Annotated in this window: 16 protein-coding genes; 8 read left to right on the top strand and 8 right to left on the bottom strand. The window is 53.9% G+C overall.

The features are described 5' to 3' along the window. Nucleotides 1–68: 68 nt before the first annotated feature. From psbC to M0646_RS08730, 3 genes are all read right to left on the bottom strand, one after another. Nucleotides 69–1,454, bottom strand: a complete 1,386-nt coding sequence (psbC, locus tag M0646_RS08740) for a photosystem II reaction center protein CP43 (RefSeq protein WP_190278038.1) — start codon at nucleotides 1,452–1,454, stop codon at nucleotides 69–71. After that, nucleotides 1,438–2,496, bottom strand: coding sequence for a photosystem II D2 protein (photosystem q(a) protein) (gene psbD, locus M0646_RS08735; RefSeq protein ID WP_149818344.1), 1,059 nt, complete (start codon nucleotides 2,494–2,496; stop codon nucleotides 1,438–1,440). The genes psbC and psbD overlap by 17 nt, the downstream gene beginning before the upstream one ends. Before the next feature lie 400 nt (nucleotides 2,497–2,896). After that, entirely contained in the window at nucleotides 2,897–3,031 is a 135-nt protein-coding gene (locus tag M0646_RS08730; protein WP_255451641.1) for a hypothetical protein, read from the bottom strand. Between M0646_RS08730 and rbfA the strand changes: the two genes are divergently transcribed. After that, the gene (rbfA, locus tag M0646_RS08725; RefSeq protein WP_286625378.1) at nucleotides 3,030–3,416 is read left to right on the top strand and encodes a 30S ribosome-binding factor RbfA; all 387 of its coding nucleotides are present in this window, start codon (nucleotides 3,030–3,032) and stop codon (nucleotides 3,414–3,416) included. The two genes, M0646_RS08730 and rbfA, sit on opposite strands and share 2 nt — an antisense overlap. Here the strand turns inward: rbfA and M0646_RS08720 are convergent. The 3 genes from M0646_RS08720 to M0646_RS08710 form a co-directional block, all read right to left on the bottom strand. Continuing rightward, nucleotides 3,413–4,300, bottom strand: a complete 888-nt coding sequence (locus M0646_RS08720) for a sulfite exporter TauE/SafE family protein (protein WP_149820014.1) — start codon at nucleotides 4,298–4,300, stop codon at nucleotides 3,413–3,415. The genes rbfA and M0646_RS08720 overlap by 4 nt on opposite strands. Before the next feature lie 103 nt (nucleotides 4,301–4,403). Beyond that, on the bottom strand, nucleotides 4,404–4,946 hold the full coding sequence (locus M0646_RS08715) for a rhodanese-like domain-containing protein (RefSeq protein ID WP_286625377.1): 543 nt from the start codon (nucleotides 4,944–4,946) through the stop codon (nucleotides 4,404–4,406). 63 nt (nucleotides 4,947–5,009) lie between these two features. After that, on the bottom strand, nucleotides 5,010–5,708 hold the full coding sequence (locus M0646_RS08710) for an MBL fold metallo-hydrolase (RefSeq protein ID WP_024124642.1): 699 nt from the start codon (nucleotides 5,706–5,708) through the stop codon (nucleotides 5,010–5,012). A 201-nt stretch (nucleotides 5,709–5,909) separates the two neighbouring features. On the opposite strand from M0646_RS08710, the gene M0646_RS08705 reads away from it, so the two are divergent. From M0646_RS08705 to M0646_RS08685, 5 genes are all read left to right on the top strand, one after another. Next, complete coding sequence (locus M0646_RS08705; RefSeq protein WP_149820010.1) at nucleotides 5,910–7,373, top strand: FAD-linked oxidase C-terminal domain-containing protein; 1,464 nt, start codon at nucleotides 5,910–5,912, stop codon at nucleotides 7,371–7,373. Continuing rightward, nucleotides 7,373–8,389: a cobalamin biosynthesis protein CobW gene (gene cobW, locus M0646_RS08700; protein ID WP_286649534.1), complete on the top strand. Its 1,017-nt coding sequence runs from the start codon at nucleotides 7,373–7,375 to the stop codon at nucleotides 8,387–8,389. The genes M0646_RS08705 and cobW overlap by 1 nt, the downstream gene beginning before the upstream one ends. Nucleotides 8,390–8,395: 6 nt before the next feature. After that, nucleotides 8,396–10,732, top strand: coding sequence for an NAD-binding protein (locus M0646_RS08695; protein WP_286649533.1), 2,337 nt, complete (start codon nucleotides 8,396–8,398; stop codon nucleotides 10,730–10,732). A gap of 276 nt (nucleotides 10,733–11,008) precedes the next feature. Then, nucleotides 11,009–11,647 (top strand): FHA domain-containing protein, encoded by a 639-nt coding sequence (locus tag M0646_RS08690; RefSeq protein WP_286649532.1) that lies wholly within the window; start codon nucleotides 11,009–11,011, stop codon nucleotides 11,645–11,647. Continuing rightward, nucleotides 11,647–12,549: a tRNA (5-methylaminomethyl-2-thiouridine)(34)-methyltransferase MnmD gene (locus M0646_RS08685; protein WP_286649531.1), complete on the top strand. Its 903-nt coding sequence runs from the start codon at nucleotides 11,647–11,649 to the stop codon at nucleotides 12,547–12,549. Before M0646_RS08690 ends, M0646_RS08685 begins: the two co-directional genes overlap by 1 nt. Here M0646_RS08685 and M0646_RS08680 read toward each other — a convergent pair. Both M0646_RS08680 and infC read right to left on the bottom strand, forming a co-directional pair. Further along, a complete protein-coding gene (locus tag M0646_RS08680) occupies nucleotides 12,542–13,285 on the bottom strand; it encodes a M50 family metallopeptidase (RefSeq protein WP_149820000.1) in 744 nt (247 codons plus the stop codon). The two genes, M0646_RS08685 and M0646_RS08680, sit on opposite strands and share 8 nt — an antisense overlap. A 17-nt stretch (nucleotides 13,286–13,302) precedes the next feature. Then, the gene (gene infC, locus M0646_RS08675; RefSeq protein WP_220131114.1) at nucleotides 13,303–13,797 is read right to left on the bottom strand and encodes a translation initiation factor IF-3; all 495 of its coding nucleotides are present in this window, start codon (nucleotides 13,795–13,797) and stop codon (nucleotides 13,303–13,305) included. 276 nt (nucleotides 13,798–14,073) lie between these two features. Between infC and M0646_RS08670 the strand changes: the two genes are divergently transcribed. Both M0646_RS08670 and M0646_RS08665 read left to right on the top strand, forming a co-directional pair. Continuing rightward, entirely contained in the window at nucleotides 14,074–15,282 is a 1,209-nt protein-coding gene (locus M0646_RS08670; RefSeq protein WP_286649530.1) for an efflux RND transporter periplasmic adaptor subunit, read from the top strand. Between the two features lie 6 nt (nucleotides 15,283–15,288). Further along, nucleotides 15,289–18,423 carry an efflux RND transporter permease subunit gene (locus M0646_RS08665; protein ID WP_286649529.1) on the top strand — a complete coding sequence of 1,045 codons (3,135 nt, stop codon included), beginning with the start codon at nucleotides 15,289–15,291 and terminating at the stop codon, nucleotides 18,421–18,423. Nucleotides 18,424–18,442: the final 19 nt, after the last annotated feature.

Here is an 18,442-nt window from a genome sequence, read left to right as displayed (position 1 = left end):
AAAAAAAGACCCCCATCCGTAGATGGGAGCCAAGGAGGATTGAGTTTAGTTAGATGAAGTCAGTGACTCTAATCAAGGCTCGGCATCGAGAGTACGGGTTCAGACTCACGGTCAATCCCCTTCTCGAAACCAGCCGCCGCGGCACGGGCACGACCCGCATGCCACAGGTGACCCACTAGGAAGAAGAAGGCCAAGACAAAGTGGGACGTAGCCAGCCAAGAGCGGGGTGACACGAAGTTCACCGAGTTGATTTCGGTGGCCACACCACCCACGGAGTTCAAAGAACCCAGAGGTGCATGGGTCATGTACTCAGCGGCACGACGCTCTTGCCAAGGCTGAATGTCATTTTTGATCTTGTTGAGGTCAAGACCATTGGGACCGCGCAACGGCTCCAACCAAGGACCACGGAAATCCCAGAAGCGCATTGTTTCACCACCGAAGATGATTTCACCCGTGGGAGAGCGCATCAGGTATTTACCAAGACCGGTGGGGCCTTGAGCCGAACCGACGTTCGCACCCAATTTTTGGTCACGGATCAAGAAGGTCATTGCCTGAGCCTGAGAGGCCTCTGGACCCGTAGGACCATAGAATTCACTGGGATAGACCGTGTTGTTGAACCAGACAAAGCAGGTGGCAATGAAGCCCATCATGGACAGGGCGCCCAAGCTATAGGACAGATAGGCTTCCCCAGACCAGATAAAGGCACGGCGTGCCCAACCAAAGGGCGTCGTCAGAATGTGCCAGATACCACCAGCAATGCAGATCAAACCGATCCAAATGTGACCACCGACAACGTCCTCAAGATTGTTGACGCTGACGATCCAGCCCTCACCGCCAAAGGGAGACTTCAGCAGGTAGCCAAAGATCACCGTGGGGTCAAGGGTGGGGTTGGTAATGACACGGACATCGCCACCGCCGGGTGCCCAAGTGTCATAGAGGCCACCAAAGAACATGGCTTTGGCCACCAACAGCAGGGCACCAATACCGAGGACGATCAGGTGGAAACCGAGGATCGTCGTCATTTTGTTTTTATCTTTCCAGTCGTAGCCAAAGAAGGAGGAGTATTCCTCAAGGGTTTCAGGGCCACGAATGGCATGGTAAACCCCACCAAAGCCGAGAACAGCAGAGGAAATCAGGTGCACCACCCCGACCACAAAGAAGGGGAAGGTGTCCACGACTTCACCCCCAGGGCCAACGCCCCAACCAAGGGTGGCAATGTGGGGAATGAGGATCAGCCCTTGCTCGTACATTGGCTTCTCAGGAATGAAGTGAGCCAACTCGAACAGGGTCATGGCACCGGCCCAGAAAACGATCAGGCCAGCGTGGGCGACGTGAGCACCCAAGAGTTTGCCGGAGAGATTAATCAGACGAGCATTACCGGCCCACCACGCGAAACCGGAGGATTCTTGGTCGCGATTGGTGGCAAAAATCGAGTTACTAGAGAGCGTTACCACGGGGGAGTACCTCTTCTGGGAAGACAAAGTTTTCATGGGGTTGGTCTTGGGGCGCCATCCAAGCGCGAATGCCCTCGTTCAAGAGCAGGTTCTTCGTGTAGAACGTCTCAAACTCAGGGTCTTCCGCGGCCCGAATCTCCTGCGAAATAAAGTCGTAAGACCGCAGGTTCAACGCCAGACCCACCACGCCAATCGCACTCATCCACAGCCCCGTTACGGGCACAAACAACATGAAAAAGTGCAACCAGCGCTTGTTCGAGAAGGCAATCCCAAAAATTTGGCTCCAGAAACGGTTCGCCGTCACCATCGAGTAGGTCTCTTCCGATTGGGTGGGGCTAAAGGCACGGAAAGTGCTGGCGCCTTCGCCATCTTGGAAGAGGGTGTTCTCCACTGTGGCACCGTGGATGGCACACAACAGGGCACCGCCGAGCACACCGGCCACCCCCATCATGTGGAAGGGGTTCAAAGTCCAGTTGTGGAACCCTTGGAAGAACAGCAGGAAGCGGAAGATGGCAGCCACCCCAAAGCTGGGGGCAAAGAACCAACTGGATTGCCCCAGGGGATAGATCAAAAAGACGCTGACAAAGACGGCAATGGGGGCACTGAAGGCAATGGCGTTGTAGGGACGGATGCCCACCAAGCGAGCAATTTCAAATTGCCGCAGCATGAAGCCAATGAGGCCAAAGGCGCCGTGGAGGGCGATAAAGGTCCACAGACCACCGAGTTGGCACCAGCGGGTGAAGTCCCCTTGGGCTTCGGGACCCCAAAGGAGAAGAAGGGAGTGCCCCATGCTGTTGGCGGGGGTGGAAACGGCAACGGTGAGGAAGTTGCAGCCTTCGAGGTAGCTGGAGGCGAGGCCGTGGGTGTACCAAGAGGTCACAAAGGTGGTACCGGTCAGCCAGCCCCCGAGGGCAAGGTAGGCGCAGGGAAACAGCAGGATGCCTGACCAGCCGACAAAGACAAATCTGTCACGTTTGAGCCAGTCGTCGAGGATGTCAAACCATCCCCGTTCTGCTGGCGCTCGTCCAATCGCGATCGTCATGGAATTAAATCCTCTTGCAGATATAGATGCCAGATTTAGAACCTTACAGTTGCTGGTAGGGCGTGATCGGCTCTCTAAAACTTAGGAGCGATCGCTCCAGCATCCTGTTAATTTGGCTTCATAAATAAGAAACCCATCCCTCGCTAACGCTTGAGCTAGTAGGTGGTTTTACCTAGTTGCTGTTGGCGTTCACCAAGGGTAGGTTAAGCTTCCCATCAGCATTTGCTGCGGGAGAACTATATTAACGTGATAGCGGAATTCTTACGAAATATCAAGGTGATTGTTGCCTAGTTTCTCAGCTTTCTCATTTTTGAGCAGGGGTCGCAATCTAGCAAGAGAGCAGGAAATTCAGTCCTCAACTTGCAGAGAACGTCAGCAAGAAATGTTAACTTTTGTAACACTACTGCCAGCGGTTGCTGCCATAAAAGTCTTGAGCGATCGCCCGCCAACCAGAAACAGAGGGATAGCTGTCTTGATAAGATAGGAGAGTTGCAGGATAGTCTTTGCCAACAACCGAGAAAAGGAGGCCCGCCATGGCGACCGAACGACGGGTGGCACGGGTAGCAGAATTAATCAAACGGGAAGTAAGCCAGTTGTTAATGTATGAAATCCGCGATGAGCGCGTGGGGGCGGGCATGGTCAGTGTCACCGATGTGGAAGTTTCCGGTGATTTGCAGCACGCCAAGATCTTCGTCAGTATCTACAGCACCGACGAGGTACGCCGCTCAACGATGGCTGGATTGAAGGCGGCTTCAGGCTTTGTGCGACGGGAATTGGGGCAACGCATTCGCCTGCGGCGGACACCGGAGGTCGTCTTTATTGAGGATCGATCGCTGGAACGGGGCAGTCGCGTTCTTTCGCTACTCAATCAAATTGGGCAACAGCAGAGTGCTGCAGAGACTCCTGAAACAGAGTCTTAGGTGCGGCTTGGTCTTGCGGGAACCGATGCAGTAAGGTAGTGCCTCGGCGGTAGGGAGGAACTTTTGCTGCGCTGGGGAGGTGCCAGTAGGGTTTTCAGGATCACAAAGGCCGCAATGCCAATTAAGAAGTAACCAAAGCCCTGCTGAAGTCGCTTGGCAGAAATGCGGTGACTGAGATAGCTACCGATAACAGAACCACCCGCAGAGGCTAAGGTGAGGGTCAGGGTCAAGCGTGGATCCAAACTCACTGTGCCCAGATAGCCCCAAACCGCAGCCACGGAATTGGCGGCAATAATCAACAGGGAGGTGCCGATCGCCTGCCGCATTGGAATTTTGCCCAATAAAACAAGGGCAGGCACAATGGCAAATCCCCCACCCACTCCCACCAACCCCGTCAGAATACCCACACCAATGCCTTCGGTGGGTAGCCACAGCCAACAGTACTTACAGACTGGGGGGGCATAAAGCTGGCTTTCAAGAGAACTTTCCGGCGGGGTGAGTTCAGGGGCAGGGGGACGCTGTTGCCGCCGAATCATTAAAATAGCCGCCACCATCATGGCAACGGCAAAGAGTAAGAGTTGCACCGTATCGGTAATCCAAGGCAAGGCTGCCAGTCGCGCCCCGAGATAGGCACCCATCATGGTTGCCGAACCAAAAATCAGTGCTAGACGCAAATTAACGTAGCCGCGCCGCCACTGGGGAATCACTGCCAGTAAGCTGACGCTGCCGACAATCACAAGCGTCATCGGGATCGCGACCTTGGTTTCAATGCCCATGACATAGACCAGCACTGGCAGGGCAAGGACAGAACCGCCGCCCCCCAATAGACCCAGACTCAAGCCGATGGCGATCGCCAGACCATGCCCTATCCAGTAGCTCAGCATGGGTTACAGCCCTTTTCACTAAGATTTATCACGCTCACCACTTTGCAAGCTAGCGTAGGAGAGGATCTCATCTCTCTGTTTTTCATGCTTCAGAAAAGGGCTGTTATTTCACCTGTGGGCGATTGAAGGGCAGCAGCGCCAACAGCCGCGCTAGGGTACAGACTCCTGTGACACCGGCAAAGACCAAGCCAGCACCGACAAAACCTGCTAGGAAGAAGAACCCCGGATGAACGGCAAAGCCGAGAATCACCCCGCTGAGAATCAGACTACCAGCCACAATTTGCACCTGCCGCATCAGGCTGATGGGGGCACCAACTGCACCCGTGATCGGATAGCCCCCCTGTTTCCAGCGTTGAATGCCCCCTTCGAGGTTTTTCAGGTTTTTGAAGCCCCGACTGGCAAGGGTTTCGCAGGCCATGCGCGATCGCCGGCCAGATTCACAATAGAGCACCACCGGGGTGTCAGAATTACAGGGGGGTTCAAGTTCCTTCACATTGGCCAAAGGACAGAGCAGCGCTCCCGGAATGTGGGCATTGTTGTATTCGCTTGGCTCCCGCACATCAATGAGCAGTACCTGCTGGCGTTGCAGGGCATCGTGCAGTTCAGCCGCAGAAATGAGGGGAGACTCAGTCGTTGTTGTGGTCATCGTCGTTGGTTCTCCAGTGGTTACTCAGGGTTGGCTAGACAGGGGCGATCAGGGGTCAAAGGACTAGACGGCAGCGGCAACCATGCCACACTGTTGGTTAGCGGGCACCGCTTCCATAATTTTCTTAGGATCCGGCAGGTTCAGGTTGGCCATGAACTCAATGAACTGCTGGCGATCGCGACCGACAAAGCGGGGATTAAAGCGTTTTTCTTCACCAATGGTGGAAACGGTGTGACCGCGATAGTCATGGCCGGGATAGACCAATGTGGTGTCTGGGAGCGTAAAGAGCCGCTGTGTTACCGCATCGTACATTGCGCCTGCATCGCCACTTTGGAAATCAGTGCGGCCACAGCCACGGATAAAGAGGGAATCCCCCGTCAATAGGTGGGTGCCATTCACGAGGAAGGCCATGTGGCTATCGGTGTGCCCCAAGGTGGCGATCGCCTGAATCGGAATGCTACCGACGTGAATCACTTCACCGTCTTTAATATAGCCATCGGCGCAGTCCACATGGGCATTTTCGGGCACAAGGGTTTTGCAGCCTGTGCGTTCGCGGACTTTGCCCGCCCCGGTAATGTGGTCGGCGTGGACATGGGTTTCGAGGCAGTAGCGCAGTTTCAACCCCAATTGCTCAATTAACTGCACATCCCGATCCACCTGTTCAAGGACGCTATCCACCAAGGCGGCCTCACCCGTGGCTTCATCGGCAATCAGGTAAGAATAGGTCCAAGTGTCGTAGTCAAAGAGTTGGCGAAATAGCATAGCGGACTCCTTTATGGGGTAAAGCGTGAGGGGACTCATTCAGCCTGAAAGCTAGACTTAAAACGGTTACTACTTCAGCTTAGTGATCCTAAATATAATTTTATAACTATTCAGTAAAGAAATGTCAAATCCCCCCTGCCCCCATTTTTCCAAAGGAGAGCCAATTTAGGATAAAAGTAAGGCAGTTTCAGAGCACTGGGGATGTCCACACTACAGCAAATTACCCCTTGGCAGCGGGTCACAGAGGAGCTAACAGCCATTGTCGGCAAGGGGAGCGTCATCAGTGATGCAGCAGAAGCCCTTGTGTATGAGTGCGATGGGCTATCCATGTATCGGCAACGACCCAAACTGGTCGTGCTACCGCAAACCACTGCCCAAGTCTCTGCCATCCTCAAGGTGTGCGATCGCTATCGGATTCCCTTTGTTGCCCGTGGCTCAGGGACGGGGCTATCGGGGGGAGCCTTACCCCACACCGAGGGGATTCTCATCGTCACTTCTCGCATGAACCAGATTTTAGACATTGATCTGGCCAATCAGCAGGTGGTGGTGCAGCCGGGGGTGATTAATGCGTGGGTCACTCAAGCGGTAGCCGATCAGGGGTTTTACTATGCCCCCGATCCCTCGAGTCAAATTATTTGCTCCATTGGCGGCAATGTCGCCGAGAACTCCGGCGGTGTCCATTGCCTGAAGTATGGCGTGACCACGAATCATGTGCTGGGACTGACGGTGGTGTTGCCCAATGGTGAGATTGTTGAACTGGGGGGTGCGGCGCCAGAAATGCCCGGCTATGATCTTATGGGGGTTTTTGTCGGGTCTGAGGGCACTCTCGGGATTGCCACGGAAATTCGGCTGCGCATTCTCAAACAGGCGGAGGCAATCGCTGTGCTATTGGCGGACTTCACCACCATTGAAGCGGCCGGGGAAACAGTTTCCGCCATTATCCGTGCCGGTATCATTCCCGCTGGCATGGAAATTATGGACAACCTGAGTATCAATGCCGTTGAGGACGTGGTGGCCACCAATTGCTACCCCCGCGATGCCGGCGCGGTCTTGCTGGTGGAAGTCGATGGCTTGGAGTCAGAAGTACCGATTTTGCAGGAGCGAGTCACACGTATTTGCTATGAACAGGGGGCACGCCATGTAACCGTTGCTACAGAAGCTGAAGATCGCCTCCGCCTTTGGAAAGGGCGCAAAGCGGCTTTTGCGGCTGCTGGTCGTCTCAGTCCCAATTATTTTGTCCAAGATGGGGTGATTCCCCGCAGTCAACTGGCCACCGTCCTCAGGGAAATTGAACAACTGAGTCAGCGCAGTGGCTATCGCATTGCCAATGTCTTCCATGCTGGGGATGGCAATCTGCATCCCTTGATTCTCTACGATCAGGCAGTACCGGGCGCGCTTGCGGAGGTGGAGGCCTTGGGGGGGGAAATTCTCAAGCTCTGTGTGCGCTTGGGGGGCAGTATTTCTGGGGAACATGGCATTGGTAGTGATAAGGCCTGTTTCATGGGTGAGATGTTTAGCCCAGCAGATTTAGAAACGATGCAGCAGGTGCGCTGCGCCTTTGATCCCAAACGTCTGGCCAACCCTGAAAAAGTGTTTCCGACACCGCGAACCTGTGGGGAAGCGGCTCATCAACTCAAAGACTTTCCCAACATTGAGGCATTTTAATGAGTGCAAAAATCCCAGTCACGATTATTACCGGCTTTCTTGGTAGTGGTAAGACGACCCTGATTCGGCAGTTGCTTCAGAAGGCAGCGGGCAGGCGCATTGCTGTGATTGTGAATGAGTTTGGCGATGTCGGTATTGATGGCGAGTTGTTGCAGTCCTGTTGCGATCGCACAGCGGGCATTTGGGAACTCACCAACGGCTGTCTGTGTTGCACAGTGCAGGAGGAATTTTTGCCAACGATGCAGACCCTCTTGGCACGGCGGCAGGAGATTGATCACATTGTGATTGAAACCTCTGGACTCGCCTTACCCAAGCCGCTCGTGATGGCTTTTCGTTGGCCGGAGGTGCGCCATGCGGCAACCGTTGATGGGGTGGTGACAGTGGTGGATGGCGTTGCCTTAGCAGCTGGTCAAGTGAGTGCTGATCTGGAGGCGCTCTTTGCCCAAAAGGCCGCTGATCCTAGCTTGGAGCATGAGGACACCCCCCTTGAGGAACTCTTTAATGATCAACTGGCCTGTGCCGACTTGGTCATCCTCAGCAAGGCGGATCAACTGACTCCCGATCAGGCAGAGCTGCTCATCGCTGAACTGCGCACTCAATTGCCCCCACGGATTAAGCTGCTGGCGGCTCACCAAGGACAGGTGCCGGCGGATCTGCTGCTGGGATTTAATGCAGCGGTGGAGGAGAATTTGGGGCAGCGACCCAGCCATCATGACTTTGAGGAGGAGCATGACCACGACGCGGAGATTCAAGCGGTTTGTTTAGAGCTGGGGGCTTGGGATCTGCAACGCCTACGTCAATCCCTCGAGCGATTGCTGCAAGTACCTGACATTTACCGCGTTAAGGGCTTTGCGGCCATTGAGGGCAAGCCGATGCGTCTGGTGGTGCAAGGGGTGGGTCAACGGTTAGACTTGTTTTACGATCGCCCGTGGCAAGCGGCAGAGTCACGCCAAACTCGTGTGGTGGTGATTGGTCGTCAGTTGGATCCACAGGAGTTGCTGTCCCATTTTGGCTAGGAGGCTATGGCCAGCCTTGAGGATGTCATTGACCGCCAACTGCGCCAACTATTGGGCAGCAAGGCCACTTGGTTCATTGATATCGGCGATCGCCACCTCAGCATCTGGGTTGAATCGACAACTTTAGAGCCAACAGATTTAGATCGCCTATCTAGGTGGGGCAAGACCCTTTGGCAGCAGTGGCAACGGGGTAGTGTTCTTATTTTTGCTGCTGAGCCTCGTCAACCGTTTCCCTACTGGTGGACATCCTGGTCTGTTGCCTCAGCCACACCGCAGGCCACTCAAATAGGCGAAACGACTGCGGGCGATCGCTTTATTATCTGCGGCCTTGGCAGTTTGGGGCAATTTTGTATCCAAAGTCTGCGCCGCTTTGCAGGTGAGCATTTGACCCTAGAGATTCGTGCCATTGAACGCCACGCCAACATTGAGTGGGAAATTCCGCAGTTGACGGAGTTGCTCAGTGAACCTGTGATCATCGGTGATTGCCGGCAAGAGGCGGTTCTGAAAGCGGCTGGGATTGATCGCTGTCGTACCTTATTAGCAGTTACGAGTGATGAGGCCACCAATATTGCCACGGCGATTGTGGCTCGGCGCTTAAATCCCGATGTCCATCTTGTGGTGCGCTCTAGTCGCGATAATCTCAACGCCCTTCTAGAGAAAAAACTGGGGAGCTTTGTGGCGCTCAATCCCACGGAACTACCAGCTCCTGCCTTCGCCCTTGCAGCCCTTGAGGAAAATATCCTTGCTGCGTTTACGATTGAGGGTCAGCAGTTTCGGGTGTTGCAACAAACGATTACCGCTGAGAGTCCCCTCGTGGGTACGCCTGCCCACCGCTGGCAGCGCCGTCACCAACGCCTGATTAGTATTCGCGCCTGCCATTCCCAATCCTCAATCTTCCAGCCGACTCGTCCCCACCGCCTTTTTAACCATTGGCCACCGGATTTACTCTTTGAGGTGGGCGATCGCCCGATTTGGATTGAACGGGTAGAAGTGGTGAAATCCTTGCCCATCCCTGACCCCAATCCCATCCAGCGCCTCATTCAGCAGGTGCGCCAACTGCCTGAGCAGGTAGAACAATTCTGGCAGTGGATCCATGGCGATCGCTCTCGTGAGTTGATCTTCAATGGCCTTTGGATGGGCAGTGGTCTGTGGCTTGTGACCGCGATCCTGCTGCGCTACAACGTCCCCGAACTCACATGGCAAAAGGCCTTTGCTGCCGGCTTTATTCTCCTTTTGGGGGGCTTTGGCGATGTCTTTGGCGGGCTAGAAAACGATCCGATTCCCCCTTGGCTGCTGGTGGTCTGTATTTTGGTGGCGATCGTTAGTCTCCTCTTTATTGTCGGTGTCTTGGGACTTTTGGCGGAAAAGCTGCTGCAAGCGCGGTTTGACTTTCTCAAGAAACGTCCCCCCCTGCCCACGGCGGATCACGTGATTGTTGTTGGCTTAGATCGCATTGGTCAACAGGTGGTGCAAATCCTACGTGCCTTCCGTCAACCCCTCGTGCTACTGGTGGACAACCCAGAGCAAACTCAGCTTTTTGAAGACCTGCCCATGCTCCTTGGCAACATTCCAGAAAAGCTCCCCCAAGCCCATTTGGAGACCGCCAAAAGTGTGGTTCTCACCACTGCTGATGAAATGTTGAATCTAGAGGCAGCCCTAATTGCCCGCCAAGCCACGGAGCAGCGGGAATCCCCCATTGGGTTGGTCATTGGCATCTATGATCCCAGCCTTACTAATGATCTGCGGGATCTCCTACCCCGTGCCCGCCCCCTCTGTGCCTATGCCCTTGCTGCTGAGGCCTTTGCCGGTGCCGCCTTTGGCGAAACAATGTTGGGTCTGTTTCAAATTGATCAGCAGACGGTACTGATTGCCGATTACACCGTTACTGCCGGCGACACCCTTGAGGGCAAGTTGATTGGCGAGGTGGCCTATGGTTATGCAGTCATCCCCATTTTCTACAATCGCCATGAGCAGTTCCTCGGCGGTGAGATCAGTCATCAGTTTTTGCCCAGTGATACGCTGCAACTCACGGCGGGCGATCGCCTGATTGTTTTAGCAACCATTGATGGCCTACGGCGCATTGAACAGGGCAAAATGGCGCCCCGCCGTCTCTGGCGGCTTTGGGTGGGTCAACCGCGCAACGCGGAAGCTGCCCTAGAAATTGGCAATCTGATCACCAAGATTACGGGTCTGCCCCTGCTGCGATCGCGCACCTTTATCCAGCAACTGCCTGCGACATTGACCCTCGCACTTTACGAACCCCAAGCCTTTCGCCTCGGTCAACAACTGCAAGCCCTAGCCCCTGTGCGCCTCTTTCCTTTGGTGGCTCAGGAAACCGCGTAGGTGAAAATCGGCCTCACCGTTTCACCCCAACCGATGCCATGGGGGAGGTCTCATGCGTTTGTTATGTTGGTTAGGACACTATGCGCCGTCAGCCCCTCTATCTTGAAGGCACAACCATTGGCACAGCGGCGTTAATGCCACACCGTAGGTTCTAGTTTCTGAGCCTCTTATTGATAGGGGATGATCGTTGCCCTTAGCTTTTGTAGTATCTTTGGGAATTCTAGTCCTCAGGCTAAGATATTGATTAGCAATCGTCAATTAATCTAAGTTGTTCCCATGAGTGGTAACCGTGAGCACCATCTACTCAACATTGAGGATGAAACGGGTAAGCGCACGATCCCTTTAGATGCGGCAACCTACTCCATTGGCCGCGATGTCACCAATGCGATCGTGATTCATGGTCATACGGTTTCACGGCAACACGCCCTGCTGCTGCGGATTCCCTCACCAAATGGCTATCGCTATCGCGTCGTGGATGGGAATGCCGATGGTAAGCCCAGTGCCAACGGTATCCTAGTGAATGGCCAGCGGGTGCAAAGCCATGAGCTAAAAGATGGAGATGAAATTAACTTTGGCGGATCCGTTAAGGCGCACTATGCCACTGTGTCCATGGGCGAGGCGGAGTTTATTAAGTATTTGAAGAGCGTCAACTATCACAGCATTAAGGCCGTGCCCATGACCTCAACGATTACCCAAGCTGAGGAAGGTGCAGAAGAAGAAACGGAATTTAATGCCACGCCCCCATCGCTGCCAGCCAATGCTACCCCAGCGTCAGCACCCGCCCCTAAATCCTCTCCCCCTTGGTTACTGATTGTTGGCGGCATCGTCATTGTCCTTTTGATCACGGGAATTGGCGTTGTGACCATGAACCGACCACCTGCCCCCCAACCAGAGCCCCCCACGCAAACCCAGTGATGGCCTATTCCCAAAACTTAGCTGCTGCCTTGCACTCAATGTGGCAACCCCAACCCACAGCAGACGGCTCTTTTACGTTTTATTCTCCAGAGTTTGGCGAAACGTTCCATAGTCTTGGGGGAGCGCGTCAGGAAGCCTTTGAAAAGTTCGCGATCGCCACCGATCTGCCCCGCAAAGCCCAAGCTTCTCATCTGCGCCTTTTGGACATCTGCTATGGTTTGGGCTACAACACAGCCGCTGCGTTAGAGGTTATTTGGCAGCACAATCCCACCTGTCAGGTCACCGTCATCGGTCTAGAACTGGATCTGGGCGTTCCCCAAGCAGCTTTAGCGGTCATGCCCCCTTGGCCAGCATCGGTTCAAGGGATTCTTGAGGGACTCGCTCAGCAACAGCAGGTGACCACCCCCTCCTGTGAGGCACGGCTTTTAATTGGTGATGCCCGCCAAACCATTCAAGACCTTGTTCGCCAAGGATTCCAAGCAGATGCGATTTTTCTTGATCCCTTTTCACCGCAGCGCTGTCCGCAACTCTGGACGGTAGAATTTTTGCGTCTAGTGGCTCAGTGTTTGGCGCCTGCGGGGCATTTGGCCACCTATTGTCGTGCTGCTGCCGTTCGTGCCGCTTTGCAGGCGGCGGGTTTACACCTTGGGACGCTGCCGATTGTTGCCCCCCAGCACAGCCATGAATGGGCACAGGGAACCGTGGCTCGCTGGCAAGCCGATCAGCTTATTCCCCTGTCGCTGATGGAGCAGGAACATTTGCAAACCCGCGCGGGTATTCCCTACCGCGATCCGCACCTGCGGGATAGTGCGGAGATGATTCGATCGCGCCGCCAAGCGGAGCAACAAACCGCTAACCGTGAATCCACCAGTCGTTGGCGACACCGCTGGGGCATTACTTAGACCGGGTATAGGCCACCTTGAGACTCCACAGCAGCAACCCCAAGGTCATCACAGAAATCAGCGCCCCCCACAGCCAATAGGGGAGCCAGAGGTACTGTTGGAGAAGCCCTGTATCGGAAAGCTGCCCCCCCGGCATGGCATAGGTAAAGAGGTAGTCCACCTGCTGAAATGTGCTAATACAGGCCTGCACCCCAAGGAATTGAATCGAAATGCCCTTGAGCCAGCGATTGCCGCGATAGGCCACCAGCAGAATGGCAATCCCCACCAACGTCATGAAGACAATGCCAAAGAGCGATCGCACCCACAGCAGCACTGAGGCGAGAATCATTATTCCTAGGGCTTTGAGGCAAATATCTGTGGCGCGATGAGAGCGGCTCGACAAAATAAAGACACTGCCAGCGATCGCCGGTCCTAGAGGTCCGCCAATGGCGACTAAGCCATGTCCCAAATTGCCCAGCAGCACCTCGCCCCCATAGCGCGCAAATCCTGAACCACTGGGATAGATGACTAATTCGCGAAAGTAGCCCCCCAACAGAATCGCCGTCAGGCCATGCCCCATCTCGTGGAACCATGTGGCCAAGATTGTAAAGGGATACAGCAGATAGTTCCCCAAGGGAATCTGCCAAAGAAGAATCGTGACAAGGGCGGCGATCGCTAGCAGCAGTGCCGAACGGGGTTTCTCATGGTCTGAAATATCCAGCGGGGTAGATTTGGAGTCTGGACGAAAGCCAAACATACGCCCCCCAGCATTGATTACCGCTTCGGTGCCAAAAACATGATCATATTGCGCCCCTCTTGCTTTGGTGCCTGCTGCACTTCGGCCACCGCTTGCAGGTCATTGGCCATGCGGTTGAGGAGTTCTTCTGCCAAATGGGAGTGTTGAATTTCCCGCCCTCGGAAGGTCACAGTGGCCTTCACCTTGTCTCCAGCCTTAAGGAAACGCTCGGCGCGGTTGATGCAAACGTTGTAATCGTGTTCTTCGATTTTGTAGCGCATCTTCACCTCTTTGACATCGGAGGTGTGCTGCTTTTTGCGGGCTTCCCGCGCCTTCTTTTCCTGCTCAAAGCGAAACTTGCCGTAGTCAATAATTTTGCAAACGGGTGGATCTGCCTTGTCACTGACGAGAACAAGATCAAGTTCCTTTTCACGGGCGATCGCGATCGCCTCTTGGGACGACATAATCCCCAATTGGGAACCATCACTATCCACCACCCGCACCCGAGGAAAACGGATGCGCTCATTAATCATGGGTTGTTCTTGCTGTGTTTTCTTGGTAAGAGCCACTGGTACCTGTACTGTCGTTGATAAAGGTTGGCGCAAGGACTGTCCTAGCCTCTAAGGTGAGCCAGCAATGACCCCCTGCCCCTTGCTCTACATCTTAGCGGAGGAGTGCCAATAGGAGCTATTCTCTATTTCGCCTAGATACACAGAAACTAATTATCAAAGCAGCACTCGCCATAGGCGCCCCTAGGCTAGACTGAGGATATTTATTGCCCACTCTGGGTGACATTTAAGGTCTGAGGTATGGTGCAACGGCAACTGTTCACGTCAGCTCTCCTAGGCAGTCTTTGCTTCCTCGCTACCGCCTGTGGCCAACCAAAGGCAACGGCTCCCCCACCAGCGGCACGGGTGAAACTTGCGGCGGTTCAAACGGAAACCCTTTCGCAAACCGCTGTTTACAATGCCTCTTTGCAATCCCGTGAGTCGATCACGCTACAACCCCAAGTTTCCGGTCGAATTGCGCAAATCAATGTTCAAAACGGCCAGTTTGTCACTCAAGGTCAGCCCCTCCTTCTCATTGACCCCTCAGAACAGCAAGCCGTTGTGGCCAGCAACTTAGCTGCGATTCAATCCGCCCAAGCCAATGTAGAGAATGCCCGCTCGATCCTCCGCGCCCTTGAAGCCCAGCGCCGCTCCAATCTGGCCACCGTAGAGTTCAATCGGATTCAAGCGGAACGCTATACAGCACTCTTTGAAGAAGGGGCTGTTTCCAAAGAACAAGCGCAATCCTTCATCACCAGCTTTCGCACTGCCCAAGCAGCACTCCAACAAACCGAGGCGGATATTCGTGCCCAACAGGCTACCATTGCCCAGTTAGAAAAAGTCCTCTTGGCTGCCCAAGCCAATGCCCAGCAGCAGGCCGTTGTCCTGAATTGGTTTCAGGTGCGTGCTCCCTTTAGTGGTGTTGTCGGCAATATTCCCCCCAAAGTGGGCGATTTTGTAACGCCCCAAACCGACCTCCTCACCCTGACCTCAAATCAACCCCTAGAAGTCTATATCCAAGTGCCCATTGAGCAAATCCCCCGCATTCGGATGGGGACGCCAGTGGAATTAATAGACATGAATGGCAATGTCGTCGGTACGAGTTCCGTCTTTTTCATTGCCCCCAATACCACAAACAATACCCAAACCATTTTAGTGAAAGCGCTCTACGACAATACGCGGAATAATCTCCGTGCCGATCAACAAATTCAAGCCCGCATTATTCTCGATCAGCAACCGGGGATTTTGGTGCCGACCACGGCTGTCTCCAATCTTGCCGGCCAAAACTTTGTCTTTGTTGCCGAAAAAGACGCCGAGGGCAAAATGATTGCTAAACAAAAGCCCATTCAAGTGGGGGCAATCCAAGGAAATAGATATCAAGTTTTTGAAGGCCTCAAACCGGGAGAGCAAATTGTTGTCTCGGGAATTCAGCGCCTGCGCGATGGTGTGCCTATTACTCCTGAGTCTTAAAAGAGCATGATTAGCGATTTTTTTATTAAGCGCCCGGTTTTTGCCACGGTTTGTTCTCTGCTGATTATTCTGGTGGGGACGATCGCGCTGCCAACGCTGCCCATTGAGTATTACCCTAACGTTACACCGCCAACAATTCAGGTGTCTGCTAACTATGCAGGTGCCAACGCTGAAACCGTTGAAACGAATGTCACCACGATCTTAGAAACGCAAATTAATGGCGTGAAGGGGATGGATTACATTGACTCCAGCAGTAACAGCTTTGGCAACAGCAATATCACGATCACCTTCACTGAGGGCTATGACGAAAATATTGCTGCTGTTGATGTCAATAACTTAGTGGCATCAGTCACCTCCCAACTGCCACCAGAGGTCATCAACACTGGGGTAAATGTCAGCAAATCCACAAATCAGATTGTTTTGGCCTTAGCCCTATACCCAGAGGAGGGATACAACTACGACGCCACATTCATTAGTAACTACGCGACCCTCTACGTGGTGCAACCCCTGCAACGTCTGAAGGGGGTAGGGCAGGTTCAGGTCTTTGGTCAACGCACCTATGCCATGCGGATTTGGCTTGATCCCAATCGCTTAGCCAGTCGCGGTCTGACGGCTCAGGATGTGGTGCGTGCCCTCTCCGATCAAAATGTCCAGGTGGGAGCCGGGATTATTGGTGCCCCCCCAGCACCAGAGGGACAGGAGTTTCAAATTTCCATTCAAGCCCAAAGTCGCTTGGCCTCAGAAGAAGAGTTTGCCGACATTATTATTCAGCGCGGCGACGATGGTTCCGTGATTCGCATTCGCGATGTCGGTCGCACCGAGCTAGGGGCACAAAACTACAACACCAACTTTCAGTTTGATGGCCGTGACGCCGTTGGGATTGGTATCTATCAACTCAGTGGTGCCAATGCTCTCGACATTGCCCGCGCTGTCGCAGCGGAGATGGCTGTTTTAGCTGAGAAATTTCCCCCCGGTCTGAAATGGAGTGTGGGCTTTAGCACCACCGACGCAGTGCAGGAGTCGATCAAAGAGGTGGTCATTACGCTGATTGTGGCCATCATCCTTGTGATTGCCGTGATCTTTTTATTCCTGCAGGATTGGCGTGCCACGATTATTCCGTCGGTAACGATCCCTGTCTCCTTGGTGGGCACCTTTGCCTTTATGAAGGCTTTTGACTTCTCAATCAATAGCTTGACCATGTTTGGTCTGGTGCTGGCCACGGGGCTGGTGGTGGATGATGCCATTGTGGTCGTGGAAAATGTCACCCGTCTCATGGAAGACGAGGGCATGACCCCCCAAGAAGCCGCCAGTCGCTCGATGGAGGAAGTGACAGGGGCATTGATTGCCACCTCGTTGGTGATGATGGCGGTCTTTATCCCTGTGGCCTTTTTTCCGGGGGTCACTGGGCGGCTCTATCAGCAGTTTGCTTTGACGATTGTTTTTGCGATCGCCCTTTCTACGTTTAATGCTTTAACCCTCTCTCCCCCTTTGTGCGCCCTGCTCCTGCGGCGGGAACGCCCCCCGATGGCGAACTTTATTTTGTTTCGCTGGATTAACCGCTTTCTCGATACAATGCGACGGGGCTATGAACGCAACCTGACTGTGGTCGTGCGCCTAAAATACTGGGTGCTGGCAGGCTTTGTGGCACTGCTGGGGGTGACCTACGGGCTGTTTCAGATTGTTCCCGGTGGCTTTGTCCCCCAAGAGGATCAAGGTTATTTTGTTACCCTTGTGCAATCGCCTCAGGGGGTGTCCCTCGAATACACGAGCAATATTGTCTTCAAAGCAGCGGACGCGATCGCCCAAAATCCAGCGGTCGAACATACCTTTGCCATTGGCGGTTTTAGCTTCTTCGGCACAGGTTCAGACAAGGGGATTATCTTTACGAGTCTCAAGCCTTGGTCACAGCGGCCAACCCTTGATCAGTTGCTGCCCCAGTTTCAGAAGGCCGTCGTGGGTGAACTCGGAGCAGTGGTGTTTGCATCCAATGTGCCGACCATTAACCTTGGTGGCAGCGGCCTTGGCGGCTTTGATATGCAGGTGATGGATCAGCAGGGTCTCGGCCTTGAAGCCCTTGCGAGTTCAGTGAACGAGCTAATCCTCAAAGCCAATGCAACCCCTGGCCTTGTGTCAGTGAATACCCCCTTTGCCATTAATGCCCCCCAGTTAAATGTAACGGTCGATCGCACCCGCGCCCTTGCCTTGGGGATTCCCCTCAAGGACATTTTTAATGCCATGCAGATTTACTTGGGGTCGTTATACGTTAACCAATTCACGATTTTTGCCCGCAGTTACCAAGTGATTGTGCAGGCGGATAAGCAGTTTCGCTCGAATCCCGATGACATCAACCGCATCTATGTACGCTCGGAGCAAAATGCGCTCATTCCCCTCAGTAATCTCGTCACGATTGAACAGGTCTCGGCACCGCCGATTATTTATCACCATAACTTGTTCCGTTCGGCGGAGGTGACTGGTCAAAATGTGCCACCCCTCAGTGATAGTCAAGCGATGATGACAATGGCATCCTTGGCTCAGGAGGTTCTCCCCAATGGCATCGGCTATAGCTGGACGGGGTTATCCCTAGAGTCCACCCGCTCCGCAGGCCAAGCACCGTTGATTTTTGGCCTTGGTCTCGTGTTTGTGTTCCTCGTGCTCTCGGCGCAGTACGAAAGCTATATTGACCCCTTGATCATTATCCTTTCGGTGCCTTTGGCGATCATGGGCGCTTTGTTGGCACAGTGGTTGCGGGGGCTGAGTAATGATGTATTTTGCCAAATTGGTTTGGTGATGCTGATTGGCCTCGCCAGTAAGAATGCGATTCTGATTGTGGAGTTTGCCAACCAAATTCGCGAAAGCAAGGGCACGTCCATTGTCAAGTCGGTGATCAATGCCGCCGAGGAACGGCTGCGCCCCATTTTGATGACGGCCATCTCCTTTATTCTGGGCATTTTCCCGCTGGTCATTGCTACGGGTGCTGGGGCAAAATCCCGTCACTCCTTGGGAACAAGTGTCACAGGTGGCATGCTTGCAGCCACATTTCTCAGTTTCTTTGTGGTGCCGATCATTTACATCCTCATTAAGGAACTAGTGGCGCGGCTGACCAAGGAGAAGCTTGAGGAAGCAACCCCAACGGAGTCTTAACTTACTTTACAATTCGCAA

The sequence above is a fragment of the Thermosynechococcus sp. B3 genome, from assembly GCF_030323045.1.
Classification (GTDB): domain Bacteria; phylum Cyanobacteriota; class Cyanobacteriia; order Thermosynechococcales; family Thermosynechococcaceae; genus Thermosynechococcus.
This window is presented reverse-complemented; position numbering and strand designations above follow the sequence as displayed.